This window comes from Pseudomonas laurylsulfativorans, assembly GCF_002906155.1.
Classification (GTDB): domain Bacteria; phylum Pseudomonadota; class Gammaproteobacteria; order Pseudomonadales; family Pseudomonadaceae; genus Aquipseudomonas; species Aquipseudomonas laurylsulfativorans.
Window position 1 is genome coordinate 41,359 of record NZ_MUJK01000007.1, and the last position, 23,677, is coordinate 65,035.

The following is a 23,677-nucleotide window of genomic DNA, read 5'->3' on the forward strand; positions in this document are numbered from 1 at the left end:
TTTCAGGATTTGATGCGAATCAGGACTTGGGATCGTCATCCTTCCAGGGGGCCGAGAGGTAGCGCGTGCGGTTGAACGTCTCCAGCCATTCCGGGCAGAACACCACCAACGCACTGACCACCATGCCGTTGATAAACGCCTCGGGAAAAATGATCAGCCACAGGTAACCGACAAAATCCTCAAGCCAGTACGGCATCTCGAAACGCTCATCGAACCACAGCAACCACAGCGCCAGCAGCAGGCACAGCAACGCGGACAGTGCGGCGGCAAAGAATCCGGAAACGAAGATATACACGAAGGGATTTCGCGGTTGCGCCCGCTCCACCAGAATGGCGCAGCACTCGGTGACCAGTACTGGCAGCGCAATCAACAGCGCGCCATTGACCCCTACCGCCAGCAGGTCCTGACGCCCGAGCAGCACCAGTCCCATTTGCGCCACCAACCCGCCGACCAGCGCCATAGGCCAGTCCAGCAGTAGCGTCACCGCTGTCATGCCGATGAAGTGGTAAGACACGCCGGTATCAAAGTCGCGTCGCACCAGCCACAACAGAAACAGCGCAAACACCGTTCCAAACAGCAGATGCTGACGACGGCTGTCGGTGAACAGTTCAACCCACGGCGCGCGACAGATCGCCCAAATCAACACCGGCACATAGATCAGCCAGCCGACCGCAAGGGTTTGCGATGACAGCAACTCTGCACCGATCATGGCTACGCGCGCCTCCCAGGTGAAAAACAACAGACACTCAGTCTACACCGCCGCTCGCCTGCCCTTCGACTTCAAGCCCAATGCCGCGGATCGCTCATCACCGCGTCATGTTCAGCGAACAGCTTAGGTAGCTCTGACTTGAGAAAGTCCACCCAAGTGCGGACCTTGGCATCGAGAAAGCGTCGCGAAGGATACAGCGCATACACGTTGCGTTCGCGCAGGCGCCATGCAGGTAACACGCGCAGCAACGTGCCGTCGCTCAAGGGCCGCGTCGCGGTGTAGAACGGCAGCAGGCTGATGCCCATGCCCGCCTCCGACGCCTTGACCATCGACTCGGCAACATTGCACTGAAAGGTCTTGGCCGGACTGACGGCATGCTCGCCGTGCTCGTCCTGAAACAGCCATTGATCGCTGTACAGCGGGTCGAGCATGCGCAGGCATTGATGATCGTTCAGCGCCAGCGGCTGCTGCGGCACACCCCGGCGTTGCAAGTAAGTCGGGGCGGCACAGGGCACGCTGTAGATTTGCCCGATGGCTTGCGCAACCATTTGCGAGTCGGCCAGTTCGGGAGCAATCGAAATCACCACATCGTGACCTTCCACCAGTGGATCGGGATTGCACTGCGACAAGGTCAGTTCGAACACCACATCGGGATAAAGCTCGCTGTAGCGGGCGATCAACGGTGTGAGCAGCACACCCAGGCCGTTCATGCTGTGCACCCGCAGGCGTCCAGCCGGATTGATATGAGCGCCGCGGGCCTCGGCCGTCGCCTCATCCATGGCTTCGACGATTTGCCGGCTGCGCAGCAGGAAACGTTCGCCGGCATCGGTCAGGCTCAAGCGCCGCGTGGTGCGTTGCAGCAGACGCGCCTGAACATGCCCCTCCAGATCCGCGACCAATCGGGATACCTGCGCGGTCGACAGATCCAGTGCATCGGCAGCCCCGGTGAAACTGGCGCAGTCCACCACCCGGATGAACACGCGCAAGTTGTTAAGCACATCCATAAGCCCCCCCTCGGGCGATCACTGTTACGTTTTATGTAAGGCTGCATCCGCCGTTCGCCCCTTTATCCGTCGGTGGCAAAGACTAAAATTCAGACATCAGAACCGACCCGGAGCACGCCAAGATGAAAACGTTGATCAGCCTGTTGCTGACCGTAGTCGCCACCTCGGCCATGGCCGCCGACAACGAGCCCCTCGCAGTCCTGTACAACCCGGCGCAGCCACTGGACATCGCCAAGGTGGTTTCTGTGTCGGACACCGCGACCGCGTGCGGGGTCGTACCGGCGACCATGGTGTATGTCGATCATCAGGGCCAGACCCGCCGCGTGACCTACAACGTCATCGGTGATTGCACCAGCAACCTGTGATCAATGGCTCACAGCAAGGTCCACGTGTAGCTGAGGATCAAACGGTTCTCGTCAATATCACTGCGGTAGTTTGAACGCGCCATCGCGTTGCGCACACGGATGCCAAGACCTTTGAGGCTGCCGCTCTGCAGCACATAGCCGATGTCCAGGTCACGCTCGCGATCCTTGCCTTCATAGCCCTTGCCGGTATCGACGTTATTGCCACTGATGTAGCGCACGGTGCTGGTCAGCCCCGGTACACCGAGCGCCGCGAAGTCGTAGTCATAGCGCGCCTGCCAGGAACGTTCATCGGTGAAGGCGAACTCGTAGGTCGGCACTTCGTTGCCCAGTGGCGAGATGTTGGCAAACACCCGTGGGAATGCACTGTCACCGAACATGCCCTGATAGCCGACGTAAAACGTATGGCCGCCACGCTTGGCCGACAGCAACGAGAAGAACGCCTGGTTGACGATGTTGCCCAGCAGTTTTTTGCCGTCCTCGCGCGAATCGTAGTAACCGAGGTTGGCGCCGAGGATCCAGTCGCCCACCGGCTCACTGTGCTTTAAACCCAGAAAACGCTGGTTGTAGATATCTTCCAGTTGCCCGTACCAGGCGCTGACCGAGCTGCGCTTGTCGTTGAAGGCATAATCAGCGCCGGCAAAATTGAAACCGTCACTGCTGACCTGACGCTGCGGAACATGACCCAGCATCGCTTGCATCTTTTCGTCGCCTGCCTCGTTGCGCAGGCTGGTTGAACTCAAGTGACCACCCTGCAACGTCAGGCCATTGATCTCGTTGGAGGTGATGCTTGCGCCCTGATAGCTCGGTGGCAGCAGGCGAATATCGCTGAATGCCAACACTGGCAGATTGGGTTGCAGCTCACCGACTTTCAGCTCTGTCTTGGAGTAGCGCATCTTCAACGCACCTTCCAGACGGCTGTAGTTGTCAGCCGCGCGGCCGTCGTCCTGCACCGGCAGCAAACCGGTATTGGTCCGGTCCGGGGCGCTGTCGAGCTTGAGACCGAGCAAGCCGATGACATCCACCCCAAACCCGACGGTCCCCTGGGTGTATCCGGACTTCACATTGAGAATGAAGCCCTGCGCCCACTCTTCGGCCTTCGATTGCTGGTTGGCGCCGACGATGTCGGAATAGTCGCGGCTGAAGTAGTAATTGCGCGCCTGCAACGTCGCGGTGGTGTCTTCGATAAAGCCTTTTTCAGCGGCCATCGTGCCCGTGGAAAAACTCGAGACGACAGCCAGGGACAACGCCGAACCGGTTGTTGGGAGAATCTGTTTCATCGTTTTTCTCTTATTGTTATTGATCGACTGGTTGAAGGACTTCAGTTGCAGTGGATTTGCGAAGGGGAAAGGGACGACGGGCGCTCAACAGCACATGGGTGACCATGCCGAAAATCAGCCCCCAGAACGCCGCGGACAAACCGAACAACGACATGCCCGAAGCCGTGACCAGAAAGGTCACCAGCGCGGCTTCACGATCGCTCGGCACCGCCATCGCGCCCATCAACGCACCCGCAATGGCGGCGAACAGGGCCAGTCCGGCCAGCGCCGCGATCAACTCTTTGGGGAACGCAGAAAACAGCGAGACCAGCGTGGCGCCGAAGATCCCCAGCAGCAGGTAGCACAGGCCGCCAACGACCCCGGCCACGTAGCGTTTGCGAGGATCTTCGTGGGATTCGTGACCGGTGCAGATCGCTGCGGTGATCGCCGCCAGATTCAGTCCATGGCAACCAAACGGCGCCAGCAATGCCGTGCCCAGCGCGCTACTGGCGATGATCGGGCTTGCCGGCGTTGGATATCCACTCGCGCGCAGCACCGCCATGCCGGGCACGAACTGACCGGTCAGCGCCACCATCACCAGCGGCAAGGCGATGTTCAGGATCGCGCCCAAGCTGAACTCGGGCGTGATCCACACCGGCGTGGCCAGGCCGATCACCAGCGCTTCACGATGCAAATCACCGGTGAACGCGGCAATCGAACACCCCACCAACAACACCATCATCACCGCATAACGCGGCATCACCCGCTTGCAGATCAGGTACGTGGCAAACATCGCCAGCACCAACAACGGCTTGCGTTGCATCGACACGAACAACCCGGTACCGAAACTGAACAGGATCCCCGCCAGCATCGCCGCCGCAATGGCTGCCGGCAGTTTGCTGATGATCCGGTCGAAAGCCCCCGAGATCCCGACCACGAAAATGATCAGGCTGCTGAGCAAATAAGCCCCCACCGCCTCTGCCATGGAGATGTCCGGCAACAGCGTCACCAGCAACGCCGAGCCCGGCGCCGACCAGGCGATGATCACCGGAACGCGGTAGCGCAGGCTCAAACCGATACCGAGCACAGCGCTGCCAATGGAGATCGCCCAAATCCAGGACGACAACACTTCCCGCGAAAGATGTGCCGCTTCTGCCGCCTGAAAGATGATCACCAACGGGCCGGCGTAGGAAATCACCGTCGCAATGAATCCAGCCACGGCGGCTGACAACGAGAAGTCCTGGAAAAACACTTTCATGATTCAGGCACCGGTCGCTGACAACGCTGAGTTGACGCCAGCAACGCTGCGTCGGCTGCTGACGGCGAACACGGTCATGGCCAGGGCCGCCACCGCACCGGGCAAGGCAAACGCCATGAAGTTCAGTTGCAGTGGCAGGCTGATCCCGAGCAAGGCGCCACCCAGCAGCGGACCGACGATGGCCCCGTTACGCCCAATACCCGACGCCCAGCCCAGCCCGGTAGAACGAATCGTCATGGAGTAAAACTGCGCGGCGCAGGCGTACAAGAGAATCTGTGAACCAATGGTGGTGGCACCCGCAATGGCGATCAGCAGGTACAACACTGGCATCGGGCTGTTGAAGCCCAACAGCGTGATCGACACCGCCGCCATGGCGAAAAACACCGCCAGCACCCGCGGCAGATTGAGTTTGTCGCCCAGCACCCCGCCGCCGACTGCGCCGAAGATCGCCCCGAAGTTCAACACCAGCAGGAACGACAGGCTCGAACCCAGGCTGTAACCGGCGTTGGCCATCAGTTTCGGCAGCCAGGAACTCAGCGCGTACACCATCAACAGGCAGCAGAAAAATGCCAGCCACAACATTAGCGTGCGCAGCGCACGGCCTTCACGGAACAACTGCAACACCGGGGTGCCCGTGCCTTTCACTTCGGCCATGTGCAATTGGTCAGACGGTTGCGCGACGTAGACCGGATCGATGCGCTGAAGAATGTTGCGCGCCTCTTCATTACGCCCCTGACGCAACATGAAGCCCACCGATTCGGGCAGGAAATACATGATCAACGGCAACAACAGCAGCGGCAAGACCGCCACGTAAAACACCGACTGCCAGCCGAAACTCGGGATCAGCACAATGCCCAGTCCGGCGGACAGCATGCCACCCACCGAGTAACCGCTGAACATGATCGCGACCAGCGTGCTGCGGATTTTTTTCGGCGCGTACTCGTTCATCAGTGCCACGACGTTAGGCATCACGCCGCCAATGCCGAGCCCGGCAATGAAGCGACAGAGGCCGAATTCAGTGGGATTTCGGGCGAAACCATTGAGTACGGTGAAGCCACTGAAGAGCATTACGCAGATCGTGATGGCCTTCTTGCGGCCGATCTTGTCCGACAGCGGACCGAAGAACAGCGCGCCAAACATCATGCCGAACAGTGCATAGCTGCCCAGTGCACCGGCTTGCAGGGGGCTGAGCCCCCACTCTTTCATCAGCATCGGCAAAACCACGCCGTAGATCACCAGATCGTAACCGTCGAAGATGATGATCAGGGCACACCAGAACAGCACCATCCAGTGAAAGCGGTTGAAACGAGCGTTGTCGATAACCTCATGTACGTCGATCTTGCGCATGGCGTATATCTCTTGTTGTTGTTTTTTTAGAGCGTCGGTAACACGGCTTACGTCCGTACAGCCGAGGGTAGAGTCGCCCGAGACGAGGCAATAGCCAGTGCGCGCAGATCACTATCCATTTTGTGCAGGGCCCTGAAACGGGCATGGGAACGGAAGGCTATGAGCCTCTCCGACAAATTGTCTTCTTTGCGATCACATTTGAACGCTAAGCTTGGGCCTATGGATGACTCAGATTACTTACGCCTGCTGACCATCGCGGCCGAGCAGGCCAACGCCTTCCTGTCCAATGCCCGCAAATGGGAGCGCGAGCGTTGGGTCTGCCAGCGCCTGCTGCAAGGCTTGAACATTCCCTATCGTGCCGATGAGTTCGCCCCCGCCGGGGAACCGCCGGATGTGTTGTTTCGCGATGCCAGTTTCGAAGTGTTCTTCGTCCTCGACGAGGGCCGACGCCTCAACGATGAATGGCGCGACGAACTGCAACGCCGCCGCAGCGCGTTTTCCCTCAGCCAACTGGTGCGCCGCGAGGCCAAGCCACGACGCATCCCCGCCAACGAGTTCTTGCTGCGATTGGCGCCGACCTTGCGCAAAAAAGCGCACAACTACAAAGAACGCGGCATGGATCTGGGTGAATTGGACATCATTGCCTTTGCCAGCCTCAAACGCGAAGTGCTAGACCTCAACAGCCATTTCCCCCCGCCGACCGAATACCTGCGTCAGGGCTGGCGTTCGCTGTCATTGGTTGGGCCGACCTTCGCCCGCGTGCTGTTCGCTCACCCGGATGCGCCGGACTTCTTGCGCAGCAACCTGGGGCGCAGCATTGTTTTTGACGTCGGGATCAGCCTGTGAGCCCGCTGCAGGAGCTGATCGCCGAGGTGCCGCAACAAGGTCGTGTACGCTGGATCGGCGTGCGTGCGCAATCACGTTCGCAGATGCTTGAACTCGATGCCGTGGAAGCGCGCCTGGAGGCCGGCCTGACCGGCGACCACGCCCGCCCCGGCGTGCGCAATGCGCGGCAGGTGACGCTGATTCAATGGGAGCACCTGGCCGTGATCAGCGCATTGATGGGGCGAGCGCAGGATCATCCGGTCCGGCCTGAAGATCTGCGGCGCAATCTCGTTATCAGCGGCATCAACCTGTTCAGCCTCAAAGGCCGCCGCTTCCGGATTGGCCAGGCAACGTTCGAAACCACCGGCTGGTGCCAGCCCTGTGCGCGTCTTGAAAGCAACCTGGGCATCGGCACCTTTCAGGCCGTGCGCGGACATGGCGGAATCACCGCCCGGGTGTTACAAAGTGGAATCATTCGCCTGGACGATATTGTGATCGTCGAACCCGTTCCGGACAGCGGCTATGCTGCGTTCAACCCCGGGTAAAAAACACTGTAGCTTCTACACATTCAGCAACGTCTACCCCTGACGAGGCCCGATATGACCAGCCGCCTGAACCCCGACGACCAGAAGCATGTCGAAGAGTACCTGCAGTTGTCCCAGCACCAAGTCGAGCGCCGGCCTTTCCGGCCGTGGATGCTCCTTGTACTGGTATTGGCAGTGACCATTGGTCTGGGCCTGTTGAGCCGACTTATCAGTTACCTGACGCTATGAGCTGCCTTGCGCTCGCTTGGGTAATGAAGACAAAGATTTCCTTTAGCCTTGCGAGATATCCCCATGACTCATCGTATTGTCATCGTTGGCGGCGGCGCCGGCGGTCTGGAGTTGGCTACCCGTCTGGGTAAGACTCTGGGCAAGCGCGGCACGGCCAGTGTGATGCTGGTCGACTCGAACCTGACCCACATCTGGAAACCGTTGTTGCACGAAGTGGCGGCCGGTTCCCTGAACTCCTCAGAAGATGAACTCAACTATGTTGCCCAGGCCAAATGGAACCACTTCGAGTTTCAGCTGGGGCGCATGAGCGGGCTCGATCGCGCGAAGAAAAAAATCCAACTGGCCGCCACCTATGACGAAGCCGGTCTGGAGCTGGTGCCGGCCCGCGAAGTGCCTTACGACTCGTTGGTGATCTCCGTCGGCAGCACCACCAACGATTTCGGCACCCAGGGCGCGGCGCAGCACTGCCTGTTCCTCGACACCCGTAAACAGGCCGAGCGTTTCCACCAGCAACTGCTCAATCACTATTTGCGCGCTCACGCCGGTCAGACCGACACAGTCGAACAAATCAGCGTGGCCATCGTCGGCGCCGGTGCCACCGGGGTCGAACTGGCCGCCGAGCTGCACAACGCCGCCCATGAATTGGCAGCCTATGGGCTGGACCGGATCAAACCGGAAAACATGCACATCACTCTGATCGAAGCCGGGCCACGAGTCCTGCCAGCGCTGCCGGAGCGGATTGGCGGGCCTGTGCATAAAACCCTGGAGAAACTCGGGGTCAACGTCATGACCAATGCAGCGGTCAGCGAAGTGACGGCTGACGCCTTGATTACCGCCGACGGTAAAGTGATCAACGCTAGCCTGAAGGTCTGGGCCGCCGGGATTCGCGCACCGGGTTTCCTCAAGGACATCGATGGCCTGGAAACCAACCGCATCAATCAACTGCAAGTGCTGCCGACCCTGCAAACCACCCGTGACGAAAACATCTTTGCGTTCGGTGACTGCGCCGCCTGCCCGCAACCGGGCAGCGACCGCAATGTGCCGCCACGCGCCCAGGCTGCTCACCAACAGGCTTCGTTGCTGGCTAAATCGCTGAAACTGCGCATCGAAGGCAAGGCACTGCCGGAGTACAAATACACCGACTACGGTTCGCTGATCTCGCTGTCGCGTTTTTCGGCTGTGGGTAACTTGATGGGCAACCTCACCGGCAGCGTGATGCTCGAAGGCTGGCTGGCGCGGATGTTCTACGTGTCGCTATATCGCATGCACCAAATGGCGTTGTACGGGCCGTTCCGCACGGCGATGCTGATGCTGGGCAGCAAGATCGGACGCGGCACCGAGCCTCGACTCAAGCTGCACTGATGTAAACCTGTGGGAGCGAGCTCGCTCCCACAGGGTTTGCGGCACGCCCAGTATTTTTGAAAGCAAAAAAAATCCCCGTATCTTTCGATACGAGGATTTTTAATATGGTCGGGGTAAGGGGATTCGAACTCCTGACATCCTGCTCCCAAAGCAGGCGCGCTACCGGACTGCGCTATACCCCGGTAAAAAAAAGGCACCCTTGAAGGCGCCTTCTTCGATCAGCGCTTTTGGCCTCTGATCTTAAGATTCGATTCCAGCGCTAACTGGTTTCAAAAATGGTGGGTCGTGTGGGATTCGAACCTACGACCAATTGGTTAAAAGCCAACTGCTCTACCAACTGAGCTAACGACCCAAAAATGGTCGGGGTAAGGGGATTCGAACTCCTGACATCCTGCTCCCAAAGCAGGCGCGCTACCGGACTGCGCTATACCCCGGTTTGAAATTGGCTCCGTGACCAGGACTCGAACCTGGGACCCAATGATTAACAGTCATTTGCTCTACCGACTGAGCTATCACGGAACTACACATTTCAATTTACAACTTTGAAGCTTTACTGCGTTCTCTTCGACCCGTTCGCATCGCTGCGTTCGTGTGTCTGAGGCGCGCTATTCTACAATCTTCAGCACCTCTGTCAACCCCCTAAATTGCTTTCAAGTTAATGATTTGCAACTTATTTTGGATTCCTGCTTGGGGAGCGGAAACCCTGGCGGGTGACTGACTGCGGGGCGCACTTTACAAGCCTTTTCCTTTGAGTTCAACAGCCTAACGAAAAAAAGGCCTCGTTATGCGAGGCCTTTTCGATTTTGCCGCCGTAATGGATCAGACGAAGACGATTTCGTCGTTTTCCACCACACCGTGAGCGGTATCGCCCGGCATGAATCGACCGGACAGGATCAACTGCGCCAGCGGGTTTTCGATCCAGCGCTGGATCGCTCGCTTGAGCGGCCGTGCGCCGTACACCGGGTCGTAACCGACCGCGATCAGCTTGTCCATGGCCTCAGGGCTGAGATCAAGCTTCAGCTCGCGCTCGGTCAGGCGGCTGCGTAGACGACCCAACTGGATCTCGGTAATGCCGGCGATCTGGTCTCGCGCCAGTGGCTCGAAGATCACCACTTCGTCGACCCGGTTAATGAACTCTGGCCGGAAGTGCGTGGAGATCGCATCCATCACCGCTGCACGCTGCGCCTCACGGTCACCGACCAGCTCCTGGATCTGCACTGACCCCAGGTTGGAAGTCATGACAATCACGGTATTCTTGAAATCCACCGTGCGGCCATGGCTGTCGGTAAGACGACCATCCTCAAGCACTTGCAGCAAGATGTTGAACACATCCGGGTGCGCCTTCTCGACTTCGTCCATGAGGATCACCGAATACGGCTTGCGACGTACGGCTTCGGTCAGGTAACCGCCCTCTTCATACCCCACGTAGCCTGGTGGCGCACCGATCAAGCGAGCCACGGAGTGTTTCTCCATGAACTCGGACATGTCGATCCGCACCATCGCCTCTTCAGTATCAAAGAGGAATTCGGCCAAAGCCTTGCATAGCTCGGTTTTACCGACACCGGTAGGGCCGAGGAACATGAACGAGCCGCTCGGCCGGTTCGGGTCGGACAACCCGGCGCGGGAACGCCGCACCGCGTTGGAAACCGCCACGACAGCTTCATCCTGGCCAATCACACGCTGGTGCAACAGGCTTTCCATCTTCATTAGCTTGTCGCGCTCGCCTTCGAGCATTTTCGACACCGGAATACCGGTCCACTTCGACACGACTTCGGCGATCTCTTCTTCAGTCACCTTGCTACGCAGCAACTGGTTTTCGGCTTTGCCATGCTGGTCGACCATTTGCAGGCTGCGCTCCAGGTCCGGGATCACCCCGTACTGCAACTCGGCCATGCGGTTCAGGTCGCCTTTGCGGCGGGCCGCTTCCAGTTCCTGACGAGACTGCTCGATTTTCTGCTGGATCTGCGCCGAACCCTGGACTTCGGCTTTTTCCGAGTTCCAGATTTCTTCGAGATCCGAGTACTCACGCTCTAGACGTGCGATTTCTTCCTGCAATTTTTCCAGACGCTTCTTCGCCGCGTCGTCGCTTTCTTTCTTCAGCGCCTGGGATTCCACCTTCAGCTGAATCAGGCGACGCTCCAGACGGTCCAGCACTTCCGGCTTGGAGTCGATCTCCATGCGGATGCGGCTGGCGGCCTCGTCGATCAGGTCGATGGCCTTGTCGGGCAACTGCCGGTCAGTGATGTAACGATGACTGAGCTTGGCCGCGGCAATGATCGCGCCGTCGGTGATCGCCACCTTGTGGTGAACCTCATAGCGCTCTTTGAGGCCACGCAGGATGGCGATGGTGTCCTCTTCGCTCGGCTCGTCCACCAGCACTTTCTGGAAACGTCGCTCGAGGGCGGCATCCTTCTCTATATATTGGCGGTACTCGTTGAGCGTAGTCGCACCGACACAATGCAGCTCACCGCGAGCCAGGGCCGGCTTGAGCATGTTACCCGCATCCATCGAACCTTCGCCCTTACCGGCGCCGACCATGGTGTGCAGTTCGTCGATGAACAGGATGATCTGCCCTTCCTGCTTCGACAGTTCATTGAGCAGGGATTTCAGGCGCTCTTCGAACTCACCGCGATACTTGGCACCGGCAATCAGCGCCCCCATGTCCAGGGACAGCAGGCGTTTACCCTTGAGGCCATCCGGCACTTCACCGTTGATGATGCGCTGGGCCAGGCCTTCGGCGATGGCGGTTTTACCCACACCAGGCTCACCGATCAATACCGGGTTGTTCTTGGTTCGGCGTTGCAGCACCTGGATTGTGCGGCGAATTTCGTCGTCACGACCGATCACCGGATCAAGCTTGCCCTCCTCGGCGCGCTTGGTCAGGTCGACGGTGTACTTATCCAGCGCCTGGCGCGCTTCTTCGTGGTTAGGGTCATTGACGGCCTCACCACCACGCAGGTTGTTGATCGCATTTTCCAGGGCTTTCTTGCTCACGCCCTGGCCGAGCAACAGTTTGCCGAGCTTGCTGTTCTCGTCCATGGCGGCGAGCAGCACCAGTTCACTGGAGATGAACTGGTCGCCCTTTTGCTGGGCCAGTCGGTCGGCCTGATTGAGCAGGCGCGCCAGATCCTGCGACATGTTCACGTCGCCGGTCGGGTTCTGGATTTTCGGTAGCTGGTCGAGCTCTTTGGTCAGCTCTTTACGCAGGCTGTTGACGTCGAAGCCCACCTGCATCAGCAGGGGTTTGATCGAGCCGCCCTGCTGTTCGAGCAAGGCTTGCATCAAGTGCGCCGGTTCAATGGCCGGATGATCGTGGCCGACAGCCAGGGATTGGGCATCGGACAACGCTAACTGCAATTTGCTGGTTAAACGGTCTATACGCATGGGTCACCTTCCTTTTGAGCAGGCCGGACCTATAAAACATCCTGAATGAAGAAACCTGCCAGATACCACAATAGATGTGGTCGATTCTGGGAGTTTCAAGCGTCGTGACGTTGATGCAGATCAGGGAAGCTTAGCGGGAGAGCCAGATCAGGGAGGCGAATCGACCGGTGCGAGAGGCACGGCGATAAGAAAAGAAGCGTGGGTCGGTCACGGTGCAGAAACCGCCCCCATAAACAGCCGTTACTCCGCGAGCCGCCAGACGCAAGCGGGCCAACATATAGATGTCGGCCATGAACTTCCCGGCGTTTTGACTCGGTACAAAGGCTTCAGCCGCTTGCGGCAACTGTTGCACGAAGGTTTCGCGCACTTCCGGGCCGACTTCAAAGGCTTGTGGGCCAATGGCCGGACCGAGCCACACCAATACCTCGGCAGGCGGTACCGCCAGACTGTCGAGCGTAGCTTCCAGCACACCCGCCGCCAACCCGCGCCAACCGGCATGAGCTGCCGCAACACGAGTGCCGGCACGGTCGCAAAACAGCGCTGGCAGGCAATCGGCCGTCATCGCCGCGCAAGCAATGCCGGGTGTCGAAGTCCAACTGGCATCGGCAGTGTCCACCCGGCTCGGATCGGCATGAGCCACGACAATGCCGTGGACCTGCTGCAACCAGGCCGGTTGAATCGAGAAATGTTCGGTAAGGCGACGGCGATTCTCGGCAACAGCTTCAGGGCTGTCGTCGACGTGATCGCCGAGGTTGAGGCTGTCGAACGGCGCCATACTGACGCCGCCCGCACGGGTGGTTACACAGGCTTTGACCCCGGCCGGCGCGGGCCAGTCAGGAATCAGCCAGTCACTCATCCGATGAACGCCTCGCGGTCTTGCTTGAGCAGGGTCAGCAACCAGACGAAATCTTCCGGCAAAGGCGATTCCCAGCTCATGCGCTTACCAGTGGTCGGATGATCCAGTTCCAGGAAACGCGCATGCAGCGCCTGACGCGGGAAGCTTTTCAACGACTCGACCATGGTCGGGTTGGCTGCCGGCGGGATACGGAAACGACCGCCGTAGGCAGGGTCTCCGACCAACGGGTAGTTGATGTGCGCCATGTGCACGCGAATCTGGTGCGTACGACCCGTTTCCAGCTTCACCCGCACGTGAGTGTGGGAGCGGAAGCGCTCAAGCACGCGGTAATGGCTAACGGCTTGCTTGCCACCTTCCATCACGGCCATGCGCTGGCGCTGCTGGCCGTGACGACCGATCGGCGCATTGATCTTGCCACCGGCTGTCACCACACCGATCACGATGCACTCGTAGATCCGGCTGACGCTGCGGCTCTGCAACTGTGTAACCAGCTGCGTCTGCGCTTGAATGGTCTTGGCCACCACCATCAGACCGGTGGTGTCCTTGTCCAGGCGATGCACGATACCGGCGCGGGGCACATTGATAATGTCCGGCACGTGGTGCAGCAAGGCGTTGAGCAAGGTGCCATCGGCATGACCGGCAGCCGGGTGCACCACCAGGCCCGCAGGCTTGTTGATCACCAGGATGTCGTCGTCTTCGTAGACGATGTCCAGGGCAATGTCTTGAGCGACCCATTCACCCTGAGCTTCCTGCTCGGCAGTCAACTCAAGGATGGCGCCGCCATGGACGATGTCTCGCGGGCGGATAACCGCCCCATCCACAGTCAGGCGGCCGTCTTTGATCCAGGCGGAAAGGCGCGAGCGCGAGTGCTCAGCGAATAATTGTGCGGCGACTTGATCGAGGCGTTGGCCGCCCAATTCGGACGGCACCTCTGCGCGAAGTTCAATTTTATCGGACATGCTCAGACTAGGCGTCGGCACAGCCTTTGGTTTCGGCTGCGCGCTTGTGGTTAAATACGGCGTCTTTTGCCCCGAGGCTATTCAACGGGGCGCTCATCATAACAGGACGGCCACGCCCAAGACAGCGGCCGTCATAGGGACGCAAGCCGCCATGCAAGTGAAACACCTGCTGCTGATCGCCATCCTCGCATTGACCGCTGCTTGCTCATCGAAGGAAGTCGTAGACGAAAACCTCAGTGAAGTCGAGCTGTACCAACAGGCTCAAAATGACCTGGACAACAGTAGCTACACCAGCGCCATTGCCAAGCTGAAGGCTCTGGAATCGCGTTATCCGTTCGGTCGTTATGCCGATCAGGCACAACTCGAGCTCATCTACGCCAACTACAAGAACACCGAGCCAGAAGCGGCCAAGTCCGCTGCTGAGCGCTTCATTCGCCTGCACCCACAGCATCCGAACGTCGATTACGCCTACTACCTCAAGGGCCTGACTTCTTTCGACCAGGACGTCGGCCTGCTGGCGCGATTCCTGCCGCTGGACATGACCAAGCGCGACCCGGGCGCCGCCCGCGACTCCTATAACGAGTTCGCCCAACTGACCAGCCGCTTCCCGAACAGCCGCTACGCGCCAGACGCCAAGCAGCGCATGATTTACCTGCGCAACCTGCTGGCGGCCTACGAAATTCACGTGGCCGACTACTACCTGACCCGTCAGGCCTATGTCGCCGCCGCGAACCGTGGTCGTTACGTGGTGGAAAACTTCCAGGAAACCCCTTCGGTCGGCGACGGCCTGGCGGTGATGACCGAGGCCTACCAGCGCCTGCACCTGGATGAACTGGCAGCCACCAGCCTGGAAACCCTGAAGCTCAACTACCCGAACCACCCGACGCTGGTGGACGGTCAGTTCGTACCGACCGTGGCCGAAGCCGACAACCGTTCGTGGCTGAGCAAGGCGACCCTGGGCCTGATCGAGTCCCGTCCGCCACTGCCACCGGGCGAAACCCGCGCCAACCAGGACGTACAGAAGCAGTTCCAGGATGCCAAGGACGCAATCCCGGCCGAGCTCAAGCCTAAAGACGGCAATGGCGACGTGATCGAAGAAGAAAATCACGAAGCGGAAGGCAACAACAGCGACCGCTCGTGGTTCAGCTATATGACCTTCGGCGTGTTCGACTGACAGCTGCGGTTGTGCAAAAAGGGAGACTTGTAGGAGCGAGCTTGCTCGCGATGGACGTCAACGTTAACGCGCTTTGTCTGAATAAACGCGTCGTCCTTGAGACCATCGCGAGCAAGCTCGCTCCTACATAAGCTATTAGGCTGTGCGCTGGCCATGTCCTTGGCTAAACTGCCGCTTCATCAATCAAAAAGCAGCTCACCATGCTTCGTTTATTGTTCTGGATTGCCCTGATTGCCGCTGCCGTATGGTTCTGGCGCAAGTTCAAGGGTCAGGCTTCCACCCCCAGATCCCCTTCCGAGCGGGAAGCGGCGCCCATGGTCCGTTGCGCCCATTGCGGTGTTCACCTGCCCCGTGACCGCGCGTTGAGCCTCGACCAACGCTGGTATTGCAGCCAGGCTCATCTTGAGCAAGACAAGGGCTCCAGCGGCCGCTGACACTTCAGCCGAAATGACAGCTGATTGAGGTTTATCGCGAATACCCAAGGAACTGAAAGGCGTCGATCGACGTCTGACGCAGATTATTCAAGACCAAACTCTGCGAATGAACCGGGTAATCGAAAACGTCCTGCACCTGCAACGTCGCGAGCAAATGTCGCTACGGCTCGACCTGAAATCACTGGAAATATTCGATAGTGAAGCCCCCGCCCCCTATATCAGGGGCTGGGGACTTTATCGGTCCGGCCAGCCGGGCGAAAGCACTCTGTCCCGCCTAGACTTCAAGGCACGCCAGGAAAGCGGCTGCTTTTGCATGACCTTTGCTCACGGACGGAACCTACGTTGAACACGAGACCCCGACAAAAAGTCTTGATCGTCGATGACGAACCGGACATTCGCGAACTCCTGGAAATCACCCTGGGAAGGATGAAGCTGGAGACGTTCAACGCCCGCAACGTCGGCGAAGCGCAATCCCTGCTAAAACGCGAAACCTTCGATTTATGCCTGACCGACATGCAGTTGCCGGATGGAACCGGCCTGGAGTTGGTGCAGCACATCCAGCAACGCCACCCCCAGGTCCAGGTGGCGATGATCACCGCCTACGCCAGTCTCGAAACCGCAATCAACGTGCTCAAGGCCGGGGCGTTCGACTTCCTGACCAAACCGGTGGACCTTACGCGCCTGCGTGAACTGGTCACCAGCGCCCTGGTGCTTCCGGTCCGTGGGGCCGGCATCGATCGTCGCTTGCTGGGCGACTCATTGCCCATGCGCGACCTGCGCAAACACATCACCAAACTGGCCAGCAGCCATGCAACGGTATACATCAGTGGAGAGTCCGGTAGTGGCAAGGAGTTGGTCGCGCGCCTGATTCATGATCAAAGCCCTCGCGCCAATCAGCCGTTCATACCGATCAACTGCGCGGCGATCCCTTCGGAACTGTTGGAGAGCGAGTTTTTCGGCCATCGCAAAGGCAGTTTCAGCGGCGCCATCGAAGACACACCTGGCCTGTTCCAGACCGCTCACGGCGGCACCCTGCTCCTCGACGAAGTGGCTGACCTGCCGCTGACCATGCAAGTCAAACTGCTGCGTGCGATTCAGGAGAAAGCCGTACGCAGTGTCGGCGGACAGCAGGAAGTACCAGTGGATGTGCGCATTCTCTGCGCCACCCACAAGGACCTTGGCGCCGAAGTCGCCGCCGGCCGATTTCGCCATGATCTCTACTACCGCTTGAACGTAATCGAACTCCGGGTGCCGCCCTTGCGCGAGCGTCGTGATGACATCGAAATGCTAGCCAGCCACATACTCAAGCGCCTGGCCGCCGAAAACGGTCAACCAGCGGCGAGACTCGACCCCCAAGCTCTCGATGCGCTGAAAAGCTATCGCTTCCCGGGCAATGTGCGGGAACTGGAAAACATGCTCGAACGAGCGCACACCCTGTGTGAGAACAATCAGATCGAAGCCGGCGACCTGCGCCTGGCTGAAGGCAACTGCGGGGCTGAAAGCGGCCTGCCGGACCTGACCCGGATCGACAACCTGGAAACCTACCTGGAGAACGTCGAACGCCAACTACTGCTCCATGCCCTGGAGGAAACCCGCTGGAACCGCACGGCGGCGGCTCAGCGGTTGAATCTGTCATTCAGGTCGATGCGTTACCGGCTCAAGAAGTTGGGACTGGATTGACCCCCTGTGGGAGCGGGCTTGCATCGCGAAGAGGCCCTGACAGACGCCCCTGAAGTCAGAGCCTCCCGACAGGCGCATAAGGCGCTGGATCGATAATGGGCGCCCGGCCCAGCATCACATCGGCAAACAACTGACATGACGCCGGCGCCAACACCAGCCCGTTACGGTAATGCCCGCAGTTGAGCCAAAGCCCGTCAAACCCCGGCACCGGGCCGATAAATGGAATGCCCTCGGGTGATCCCGGGCGCAAGCCAGCCCAATGCCCGACCACTTCGGCATTGGCCAGCGCCGGGATCAACTCCACCGCGGACGCCTTCAGACTTTCCAGCGCGGCCCCGGTCGGCGTCTTGTCAAAGCCTTCATGCTCCAGCGTACTGCCGATCAGTATGTGCCCGTCGCGCCGGGGGATCGCATAACGGCCCTTGGCCAGAATCATGCTCGGCAGAAAGTCCGCCGCACACTTGTAGAGAATCATCTGCCCTTTCACCGGCTCGACCGGCAACCTCAGATCAAGACACTTGAGCAAATCGCCGCTCCAGGCCCCGGCCGTCAGGACGACTTGATCGCCGAGAACAGCACCAGTGGCCGCCTGCACGCCGACCACTTTATTGCCGTCACGAACAAACCCGCTGACTTCGCACTGCTCATGGATCGTCACATTCGGCAGTGCCAGCAACGCTGCCTTGAGTGACTTCACCAGACGCGGATTGCGCACGTTGGCGACATCGGCCATGTAGATCGCCCGGGAAAAACCGCTGCCCAGTACCGGCACGGCGTCGTGTGCTGCCGAGATATCCACCGCACTCAACGGACGGTTTTCCCGGACAGCCCATGCCAACGCTTCAGCCTCGTCATCCAGATCCAGCCAGTACAGACCGGTGGTGTGCACTTCAGGATCAACGCCGGTGGCGGCAAACAAGCGCTCACCCAGTTGTGGATAAAAGTCCTGGGACCAGTGAGCCAACGCTGTGACCGCCGGGCTGTAGCGCCACGGGTAAAGCGGCGAAACGATACCGCCGCCGGCCCAGGACGACTCCTGGCCGACATTGGAGCGATCCAGCAGCACAACACTTTGCACTTCGGAGGCGAGATTGAAGGCCGTCAGCAAGCCAATCACCCCACCGCCGACAATCACCACTTGCTGTTGCCTGGTCATGTTCTGATCCAATCGTTAAATAGACAGAGGGTGCAAAAGGCACCCGAAAAAGAATCTCAGCGCCCCCAGCAGTCTTTGCTGGTCAGGCCGGATTTTGCGTTGACCATGCCCAGGACACCCGTGTTGGTGATGGTCAGATCACCACACTTGTCAGTGGCCATGCTTGAATCAGCCTTGCGTACCGCCGTCAGCAGAAAGGTCTGGTCGGTCAGGGTCGGTGTGATGTTGTAGTAATCATTACCGGCACTGAGGCCCGTCGCATCGGTGTAGACATTTTTCTGCGAGTAGAAACGCTCCAGGAGTTGCGCCTGCTCCGAGAGCAGACCGGTCACTTCTGCGCGACGGCCCTTGTTCAGGTACTCGGTGAAACTCGGGGCGGCAATGGTCATGACAATCCCGATGATCGCAATCACGATCATGATTTCGATCAGGGTAAAACCGCGGTTGGAACTACGCATGCATCAACTCTCACTCACTGTATTTGTCGCCACATGATGCGACGGTTGCCGCCGGATTTTTCCACCCCCGGAGTACCGTCGCCAGTGGAATCGTTCACGGCCCCGCCATAGTCGCTGGCGTCCTGGGTCGAATGTTCTCCGATAAAGATCACGCCATCGGAGAGCGTGTCGCTGTTGTCGACCACACCATCGGCGTTGCTGTCGAGCATCTTAACGCTGATCGCCTCGGGCAGCTTCAGGCAGACGGCTTGCAAGCCCTGATTGCCATGATAGAAACCGTACCAGTTACCATTCGACAGACAGGTTGGCCGGTTCAGCGCTGGCGAATCCGCTGGCGCGGCTGCATGCGCCGACATCGACAGGTCAAGCGCGACAACGACGCCGAGCAGGTGTGACCATAACCTGACTGGTCGCTCAGTACTTCGCATAGATACTCTCCACCACACTGCGCGAATGCCCCGCGATGCCGACTGCCGTTACCCGATACAAGGTCGCCTGGGTATTGATTGGCACATTCACCGCCTTCTTGCTGACACCGATGTTTTGCACGCCATAAAAACCCTTGCCCGATGCAATCCAGGTCACTCCGGAAGTGGCGTTGAAACCGGCTGCGGTAATGGTCGAGGACTCGGACGGTGGTGCACATTGAACGATGCCGCTGCAAACAGGTAGCGCATAACTGTCCAGTTGCACTCCACTCTCACCCACCCGCAATGCTGCCTCGGCGCTCTGGAACGACTGGTTGTGCAAGGCGACGCTACCGGCCATTTTTTCCTGCAGGGTCGCACTCTGCATCGAGGAGAGACCAATCAGCGTCAGCAAGAGCAAGAACACCAGACTGACCAGCAGCGCCATGCCGCACTGGGTGTGATACGTCATGGGAGAACGATTCAATGGTATTCCCTCATGGCAAGCGGTTGCGCAGAGCGGCAACCACGTTGAAGGTTTGATCACTCACTCGGTGGCGCGGATCGGTGAGGGTCAGCCTCAGGCGAACGCTACGAATCAGCGCGGGGTCCGGCGGGTTGCTGCTGTAGCGGGATGCAGCCAGATCAGTCGCCGTGCTGGCCAAGCCGAAGCTCACGTCGAAAGCGCCGACGTTATCCACCAATACCTGGGATGCTGCGGCCCCGCCCTTCATGAGCAACTGGTTGTTGCTGAAGCTGTAAGTCAGACGCCGGATTGGAAATGCCTGCTGCCCTGCCGCTGGCGTCCGGCCTTCGCTGTAGGCCGTCGAATTGTCTCGACAATCGGAAAGCACGGTCCAGTCCGGTTTGTCGCCATTGGCGCCGACATCCGCCATCACCAGCGTCAAACTGCGACTGCCATTGTCCCAACGGATCGGCGTTGTACGACTGGCATGGAAATCACCTTTCTGACTTGAATCAGTGATCGTTTCCAGACAACCGAACATCCCGACCATGCGGATTTCCTTAATCATTTTGCTCAACACGAAACGTGCATCCTCCTGCATGTTCGCGGCCGCATTCTGGCTGAGATAGGTGTTCTTGGCCGCGATGAAAACCTGCACTACGCCGAGCACCACGATCAGGCTCAATGCCAGGGCAATCAGCAACTCGACCAGGCTAAAGCCTCTGCTACGCCGACTCATGGGATCACCACCGGATCAATGGCCGTCCGGCTGCTCAGGACAAAGCTGCGCCGCGAGTCGGCAGCATTGGCAGCCCGTGAGTCGTCCCAGGTAATCGTGATGGTGTACACCTGCTGATTGACAGTGACACTGCCGGTCGCGGATGCACCGAGCGAGCTGACAATGTTGGCATTGAAGTCAAAGAGGTCCTGATCCCGGGCAGCGTCTGGATTGCCCGAAGCCGGAGGCGCAATGGTGTAGTCCGCAGCTGCGTTGGCGCGAATACGGTCCAGCATGTCGTAGGCGATAAAACTGGCCTGACTGGTCATGCGTGCGCTGTCCGTGTACTTCAGCGCATTGAGCTGAAACGCCGCTGCGCCCAGCAACGCCACTCCCAGAATGACTAACGCCACCAGGACTTCGACCAGCGTCATGCCCTCCTGCGAGCCTTGCATCCCTGCCCTCATCCGCAACGTCCTCCCAATAGAATTCGTCCGTTCAAACACACTGTCAGCGTCCTGCTTTGTACCCCCCGCCCATAGCTGATCACCACCTCCGAGGACGGCGATGACAATCCGCCCAGACTGTTGAAATCGATGGCCGCGACGCCTGAGGTTAGCGCCAGGGTTGCGCCGTTGCTCATCGCCGGAACAACCCGCAATACATTGGCCAAAGCGCCAGTACCGTCGTAAATCGCCAGCTCCCCACTCCAGACATCCCCGCCGGCTGTCGGCCGCACCCGTGTGGTACTGCCCCGATCGATGGCTTCGAGCCGGGCAACATTCAACGCTCGTTTCAGGTCCGCGATTTCGGTATCAGCCCTGGTTGTCTGCGTCGAGCGGGTAAACGCCGGGACGGCCATAGTCAGCAGGATCAGAAGAATCGCGAGCGCGACCAGCAACTCGATCAGCGTGAAACCTTTTGTACGATGCTCCATCGGGCCCTTCTGTTTCCTTCGGCTATACCTGCTGTTGCGCAGCACAACGTTCGAACGATGCTGTGCGTTGCCATTTCTCGCGCACGGATTGCGCGAGCCACAGCACGCCACGGAGGGAAATATCATGCGACAACACGGCTTGAGCCTGATCGAACTGCTAATGGGACTGGCAATTACAGGAATTGTTCTGCTTCTGGTCACTCCGGCGTTCGCAACGCTGATCGAGTCGAACCAAAGACAGCAAGCGGCGCAGGCTCTTTTCAGTGGTATTCGCACCGCCCGGAGCGAAGCCATCGTCCGCAACCAGGCCGTGGTGATTCACGGCATCAATGGCGACTGGAGCCAAGGCTGGCGGATGATCCTGGATATCAGCGGCAAAGGGGAGATGGACAGCGACAATCCACTGCTGGCCGAACGCCAGAGCGGCGCACGCATATCGATTGCGGGGAACGGTCAGGTCGAAAGCTCAATACGATTCAAAGGTCAGGGCGAAGCACTGTTTGGAGGGACGTTACACATTTGCGCCGTTCGCGAACCGGTAAGCCAACATCAAGTGGTGTTGGCACGGACCGGTCGCGTTAGCCTGCGCAGCGACAAGGCTGAGCAGGCATTATGCGAAGAAAGGAAAAAGCTCAGAGCAACGAGCGAACGCGCAGTTCTTTAGGCATCGAGAACGTGATGTTCTCCTCGCGGCCGGCCAGTTCATCGGCACCGGTAGCCCCCCAGGCCTGCAACTGCTGGATCACACCGCGCACCAGGACTTCCGGGGCGGATGCACCCGCGGTGATGCCGATACGCTCGACGCCGTCGAACCAGCTCTTTTGCAGGTCTTCGGCACCGTCGATCAGGTAAGCCGGAGTGGACATGCGCTCTGCCAATTCGCGCAAGCGATTGGAGTTGGAGCTGTTCGGGCTGCCGACCACCAGCACCACGTCGCATTCGTCGGCCAGTTGCTTGACCGCATCCTGACGGTTTTGCGTGGCGTAGCAAATGTCGTCCTTGCGCGGACCACCGATGGCAGGGAAGCGCAAACGCAGCGCGTCGATAACACGACTGGTATCGTCCATCGACAAGGTGGTCTGGGTCACGAAGGCGAGCTTTTCAGGGTTGTTCACCTGCAATGCCGCGACATCTTTCTCATCTTCGACCAGGTAAATCGCCCCGCCATTGCTGGCATCGTACTGGCCCATGGTGCCTTCGACTTCCGGGTGACCGGCGTGGCCGATGAGAATGCATTCACGGCCGTCGCGGCTGTAGCGCGCCACTTCGATGTGGACTTTGGTCACCAGCGGGCACGTGGCGTCGAACACTTTGAGCCCACGACCAGCCGCTTCGCTGCGCACGGCCTGGGAAACGCCGTGTGCACTGAAGATCACAATGACGTCGTCCGGCACCTGATCCAGCTCTTCGACGAAGATCGCACCCCGGGAGCGTAGGTCCTCGACCACGAACTTGTTGTGAACCACTTCGTGGCGCACGTAGATCGGCGGCCCGAAGACTTCCAGGGCGCGGTTGACGATTTCGATCGCCCGGTCCACACCGGCGCAGAAGCCACGGGGATTGGCGAGTTTGATTTGCATGCTGTGCCTCGTGTCTTGCCCTGTAGGAGCGAGCTTGCTCGCGAAAAACTAAAGGACACCGCGTTAATCCAAAAGAAACGCGTATTCGTTGACGATCATCGCGAGCAAGCTCGCTCCTACAAAAAAGCAGTTAAAGCGCTTTGACGGAGATGATTTCCACATCAAAGGTCAGCGTTTTGCCTGCCAGCGGATGGTTAAAATCGATGGTCACTTGCGCGTCATCGAACTCTTTCACCACGCCCGGCAATTCAGTATTGGCCGCATCGTTGAAGATCACCAGCAAACCTGGCGACAGCTCCATGTCCTGGAACTGCGAGCGCGGGATAACCTGCACGTTTTGCGGGTTTGGCTGGCCGAAAGCGTTTTCCGGCTCGATGCTCAGCGTACGCTTGTCACCGGCCTTGAAACCGAACAGCGCGGCCTCGAAACCTGGAAGCAGGTTGCCATCACCGACCTTGAAGGTCGCCGGGGCTTTGTCGAAGGTGCTATCCACCGTGTCGCCGTTCTCCAGGCGCAATGCGAAATGCAAGGTGACTTCCGTGTTCTGGCCGATGCGTTGCTCAGCCAAT

Annotated in this window: 26 protein-coding genes, 4 tRNA genes and 1 pseudogene; 10 read left to right on the forward strand and 21 right to left on the reverse strand. The window is 59.2% G+C overall.

Annotation, left to right across the window (positions count from 1 at the left end):
- Positions 1-19: 19 nt before the first annotated feature.
- On the reverse strand, positions 20-709 hold the full coding sequence (locus tag B0D71_RS20855) for an energy-coupling factor ABC transporter permease (RefSeq protein WP_103396593.1): 690 nt from the start codon (positions 707-709) through the stop codon (positions 20-22).
- Positions 710-780: 71 nt separating this feature from the next.
- Positions 781-1,713 (reverse strand): LysR family transcriptional regulator, encoded by a 933-nt coding sequence (locus B0D71_RS20860; RefSeq protein WP_103396432.1) that lies wholly within the window; start codon positions 1,711-1,713, stop codon positions 781-783.
- Positions 1,714-1,835: 122 nt separating this feature from the next.
- Here B0D71_RS20860 and B0D71_RS20865 point away from each other — a divergent pair, with 122 nt between their 5' ends.
- On the forward strand, positions 1,836-2,078 hold the full coding sequence (locus B0D71_RS20865; protein ID WP_103396433.1) for a DUF2790 domain-containing protein: 243 nt from the start codon (positions 1,836-1,838) through the stop codon (positions 2,076-2,078).
- An 8-nt stretch (positions 2,079-2,086) separates the two neighbouring features.
- Here the strand turns inward: B0D71_RS20865 and B0D71_RS20870 are convergent, their stop codons facing one another.
- The 3 genes from B0D71_RS20870 to B0D71_RS20880 are packed head-to-tail and all read right to left on the reverse strand — an operon-like array spanning position 2,087 to position 5,939.
- The gene (locus B0D71_RS20870) at positions 2,087-3,355 is read right to left on the reverse strand and encodes an OprD family porin (RefSeq protein ID WP_103396434.1); all 1,269 of its coding nucleotides are present in this window, start codon (positions 3,353-3,355) and stop codon (positions 2,087-2,089) included.
- Positions 3,356-3,371: 16 nt separating this feature from the next.
- On the reverse strand, positions 3,372-4,592 hold the full coding sequence (locus tag B0D71_RS20875; protein ID WP_103396435.1) for a benzoate/H(+) symporter BenE family transporter: 1,221 nt from the start codon (positions 4,590-4,592) through the stop codon (positions 3,372-3,374).
- Between the two features lie 3 nt (positions 4,593-4,595).
- Positions 4,596-5,939, reverse strand: coding sequence for an aromatic acid/H+ symport family MFS transporter (locus B0D71_RS20880; protein ID WP_103396436.1), 1,344 nt, complete (start codon positions 5,937-5,939; stop codon positions 4,596-4,598).
- A 219-nt stretch (positions 5,940-6,158) separates the two neighbouring features.
- Between B0D71_RS20880 and B0D71_RS20885 the strand changes: the two genes are divergently transcribed.
- The 4 genes from B0D71_RS20885 (at position 6,159) to B0D71_RS20900 (ending at position 8,899) form a co-directional block, all read left to right on the forward strand.
- The gene (locus tag B0D71_RS20885) at positions 6,159-6,785 is read left to right on the forward strand and encodes a DUF1780 domain-containing protein (RefSeq protein WP_007970534.1); all 627 of its coding nucleotides are present in this window, start codon (positions 6,159-6,161) and stop codon (positions 6,783-6,785) included.
- Positions 6,782-7,309 carry an MOSC domain-containing protein gene (locus B0D71_RS20890; protein ID WP_103396437.1) on the forward strand — a complete coding sequence of 176 codons (528 nt, stop codon included), beginning with the start codon at positions 6,782-6,784 and terminating at the stop codon, positions 7,307-7,309. The genes B0D71_RS20885 and B0D71_RS20890 overlap by 4 nt, the downstream gene beginning before the upstream one ends.
- A 54-nt stretch (positions 7,310-7,363) precedes the next feature.
- Positions 7,364-7,537, forward strand: coding sequence for a DUF3094 domain-containing protein (locus B0D71_RS20895; RefSeq protein ID WP_007970531.1), 174 nt, complete (start codon positions 7,364-7,366; stop codon positions 7,535-7,537).
- A gap of 63 nt (positions 7,538-7,600) precedes the next feature.
- The gene (locus tag B0D71_RS20900; protein ID WP_103396438.1) at positions 7,601-8,899 is read left to right on the forward strand and encodes an NAD(P)/FAD-dependent oxidoreductase; all 1,299 of its coding nucleotides are present in this window, start codon (positions 7,601-7,603) and stop codon (positions 8,897-8,899) included.
- 105 nt (positions 8,900-9,004) lie between these two features.
- On the opposite strand, the gene B0D71_RS20905 is transcribed toward B0D71_RS20900, so the two are convergent.
- From B0D71_RS20905 to rluD, 7 genes are all read right to left on the reverse strand, one after another.
- A tRNA-Pro gene (locus tag B0D71_RS20905) sits at positions 9,005-9,081 on the reverse strand.
- Positions 9,082-9,175: 94 nt separating this feature from the next.
- Positions 9,176-9,251 (reverse strand) — tRNA-Lys (locus tag B0D71_RS20910).
- Between the two features lie 5 nt (positions 9,252-9,256).
- Positions 9,257-9,333: transfer RNA gene (locus B0D71_RS20915), tRNA-Pro, on the reverse strand.
- Positions 9,334-9,342: 9 nt separating this feature from the next.
- Positions 9,343-9,418: transfer RNA gene (locus B0D71_RS20920), tRNA-Asn, on the reverse strand.
- A 300-nt stretch (positions 9,419-9,718) separates the two neighbouring features.
- On the reverse strand, positions 9,719-12,283 hold the full coding sequence (clpB, locus tag B0D71_RS20925; RefSeq protein ID WP_103396439.1) for an ATP-dependent chaperone ClpB: 2,565 nt from the start codon (positions 12,281-12,283) through the stop codon (positions 9,719-9,721).
- Between the two features lie 130 nt (positions 12,284-12,413).
- A complete protein-coding gene (gene pgeF / locus B0D71_RS20930; protein ID WP_103396440.1) occupies positions 12,414-13,139 on the reverse strand; it encodes a peptidoglycan editing factor PgeF in 726 nt (241 codons plus the stop codon).
- Positions 13,136-14,098 (reverse strand): 23S rRNA pseudouridine(1911/1915/1917) synthase RluD, encoded by a 963-nt coding sequence (gene rluD / locus B0D71_RS20935; protein WP_103396441.1) that lies wholly within the window; start codon positions 14,096-14,098, stop codon positions 13,136-13,138. The genes pgeF and rluD overlap by 4 nt, the downstream gene beginning before the upstream one ends.
- Positions 14,099-14,249: 151 nt before the next feature.
- Between rluD and B0D71_RS20940 the strand changes: the two genes are divergently transcribed.
- The 4 genes and pseudogenes from B0D71_RS20940 to B0D71_RS20955 all read left to right on the forward strand — a co-directional run bounded on the left by B0D71_RS20940 (position 14,250) and on the right by B0D71_RS20955 (position 17,386).
- Complete coding sequence (locus tag B0D71_RS20940; RefSeq protein WP_103396442.1) at positions 14,250-15,272, forward strand: outer membrane protein assembly factor BamD; 1,023 nt, start codon at positions 14,250-14,252, stop codon at positions 15,270-15,272.
- Between the two features lie 200 nt (positions 15,273-15,472).
- The gene (locus B0D71_RS20945) at positions 15,473-15,706 is read left to right on the forward strand and encodes a PP0621 family protein (protein WP_103396443.1); all 234 of its coding nucleotides are present in this window, start codon (positions 15,473-15,475) and stop codon (positions 15,704-15,706) included.
- A 46-nt stretch (positions 15,707-15,752) separates the two neighbouring features.
- Positions 15,753-16,052, forward strand: a pseudogene (locus tag B0D71_RS31905) (hypothetical protein); the annotation flags it as partial.
- The gene (locus tag B0D71_RS20955) at positions 16,049-17,386 is read left to right on the forward strand and encodes a sigma-54-dependent transcriptional regulator (RefSeq protein ID WP_103396445.1); all 1,338 of its coding nucleotides are present in this window, start codon (positions 16,049-16,051) and stop codon (positions 17,384-17,386) included. The pseudogene B0D71_RS31905 and the gene B0D71_RS20955, both read left to right, overlap by 4 nt.
- Before the next feature lie 55 nt (positions 17,387-17,441).
- On the opposite strand, the gene thiO is transcribed toward B0D71_RS20955, so the two are convergent.
- Genes thiO through B0D71_RS20990 form a run of 7 tightly spaced genes read right to left on the reverse strand, consistent with a single transcriptional unit; the run spans position 17,442 to position 21,528 of the window.
- Positions 17,442-18,542 carry a glycine oxidase ThiO gene (thiO, locus tag B0D71_RS20960; RefSeq protein WP_103396446.1) on the reverse strand — a complete coding sequence of 367 codons (1,101 nt, stop codon included), beginning with the start codon at positions 18,540-18,542 and terminating at the stop codon, positions 17,442-17,444.
- A 56-nt stretch (positions 18,543-18,598) separates the two neighbouring features.
- Positions 18,599-19,000, reverse strand: coding sequence for a type IV pilin protein (locus tag B0D71_RS20965; RefSeq protein WP_103396447.1), 402 nt, complete (start codon positions 18,998-19,000; stop codon positions 18,599-18,601).
- 14 nt (positions 19,001-19,014) lie between these two features.
- Complete coding sequence (locus B0D71_RS20970; RefSeq protein WP_240635723.1) at positions 19,015-19,356, reverse strand: hypothetical protein; 342 nt, start codon at positions 19,354-19,356, stop codon at positions 19,015-19,017.
- Between the two features lie 58 nt (positions 19,357-19,414).
- On the reverse strand, positions 19,415-19,894 hold the full coding sequence (locus B0D71_RS20975; protein ID WP_103396449.1) for a pilus assembly PilX family protein: 480 nt from the start codon (positions 19,892-19,894) through the stop codon (positions 19,415-19,417).
- Between the two features lie 10 nt (positions 19,895-19,904).
- Positions 19,905-20,612 (reverse strand): PilW family protein, encoded by a 708-nt coding sequence (locus B0D71_RS20980; RefSeq protein WP_103396450.1) that lies wholly within the window; start codon positions 20,610-20,612, stop codon positions 19,905-19,907.
- Entirely contained in the window at positions 20,609-21,058 is a 450-nt protein-coding gene (pilV, locus tag B0D71_RS20985) for a type IV pilus modification protein PilV (RefSeq protein WP_103396451.1), read from the reverse strand. Before pilV ends, B0D71_RS20980 begins: the two co-directional genes overlap by 4 nt.
- Positions 21,055-21,528: a GspH/FimT family pseudopilin gene (locus B0D71_RS20990; RefSeq protein ID WP_103396452.1), complete on the reverse strand. Its 474-nt coding sequence runs from the start codon at positions 21,526-21,528 to the stop codon at positions 21,055-21,057. Before B0D71_RS20990 ends, pilV begins: the two co-directional genes overlap by 4 nt.
- Positions 21,529-21,652: 124 nt before the next feature.
- Here B0D71_RS20990 and B0D71_RS20995 point away from each other — a divergent pair, with 124 nt between their 5' ends.
- Positions 21,653-22,192, forward strand: coding sequence for a GspH/FimT family pseudopilin (locus B0D71_RS20995; protein ID WP_103396453.1), 540 nt, complete (start codon positions 21,653-21,655; stop codon positions 22,190-22,192).
- Here the strand turns inward: B0D71_RS20995 and ispH are convergent.
- Together ispH and fkpB are read right to left on the reverse strand one after the other, a co-directional pair.
- Positions 22,161-23,108, reverse strand: a complete 948-nt coding sequence (ispH, locus tag B0D71_RS21000) for a 4-hydroxy-3-methylbut-2-enyl diphosphate reductase (protein ID WP_103396454.1) — start codon at positions 23,106-23,108, stop codon at positions 22,161-22,163. The two genes, B0D71_RS20995 and ispH, sit on opposite strands and share 32 nt — an antisense overlap.
- A 130-nt stretch (positions 23,109-23,238) precedes the next feature.
- Entirely contained in the window at positions 23,239-23,676 is a 438-nt protein-coding gene (fkpB, locus tag B0D71_RS21005; protein ID WP_205886019.1) for an FKBP-type peptidyl-prolyl cis-trans isomerase, read from the reverse strand.
- Position 23,677 lies beyond the last annotated feature (1 nt).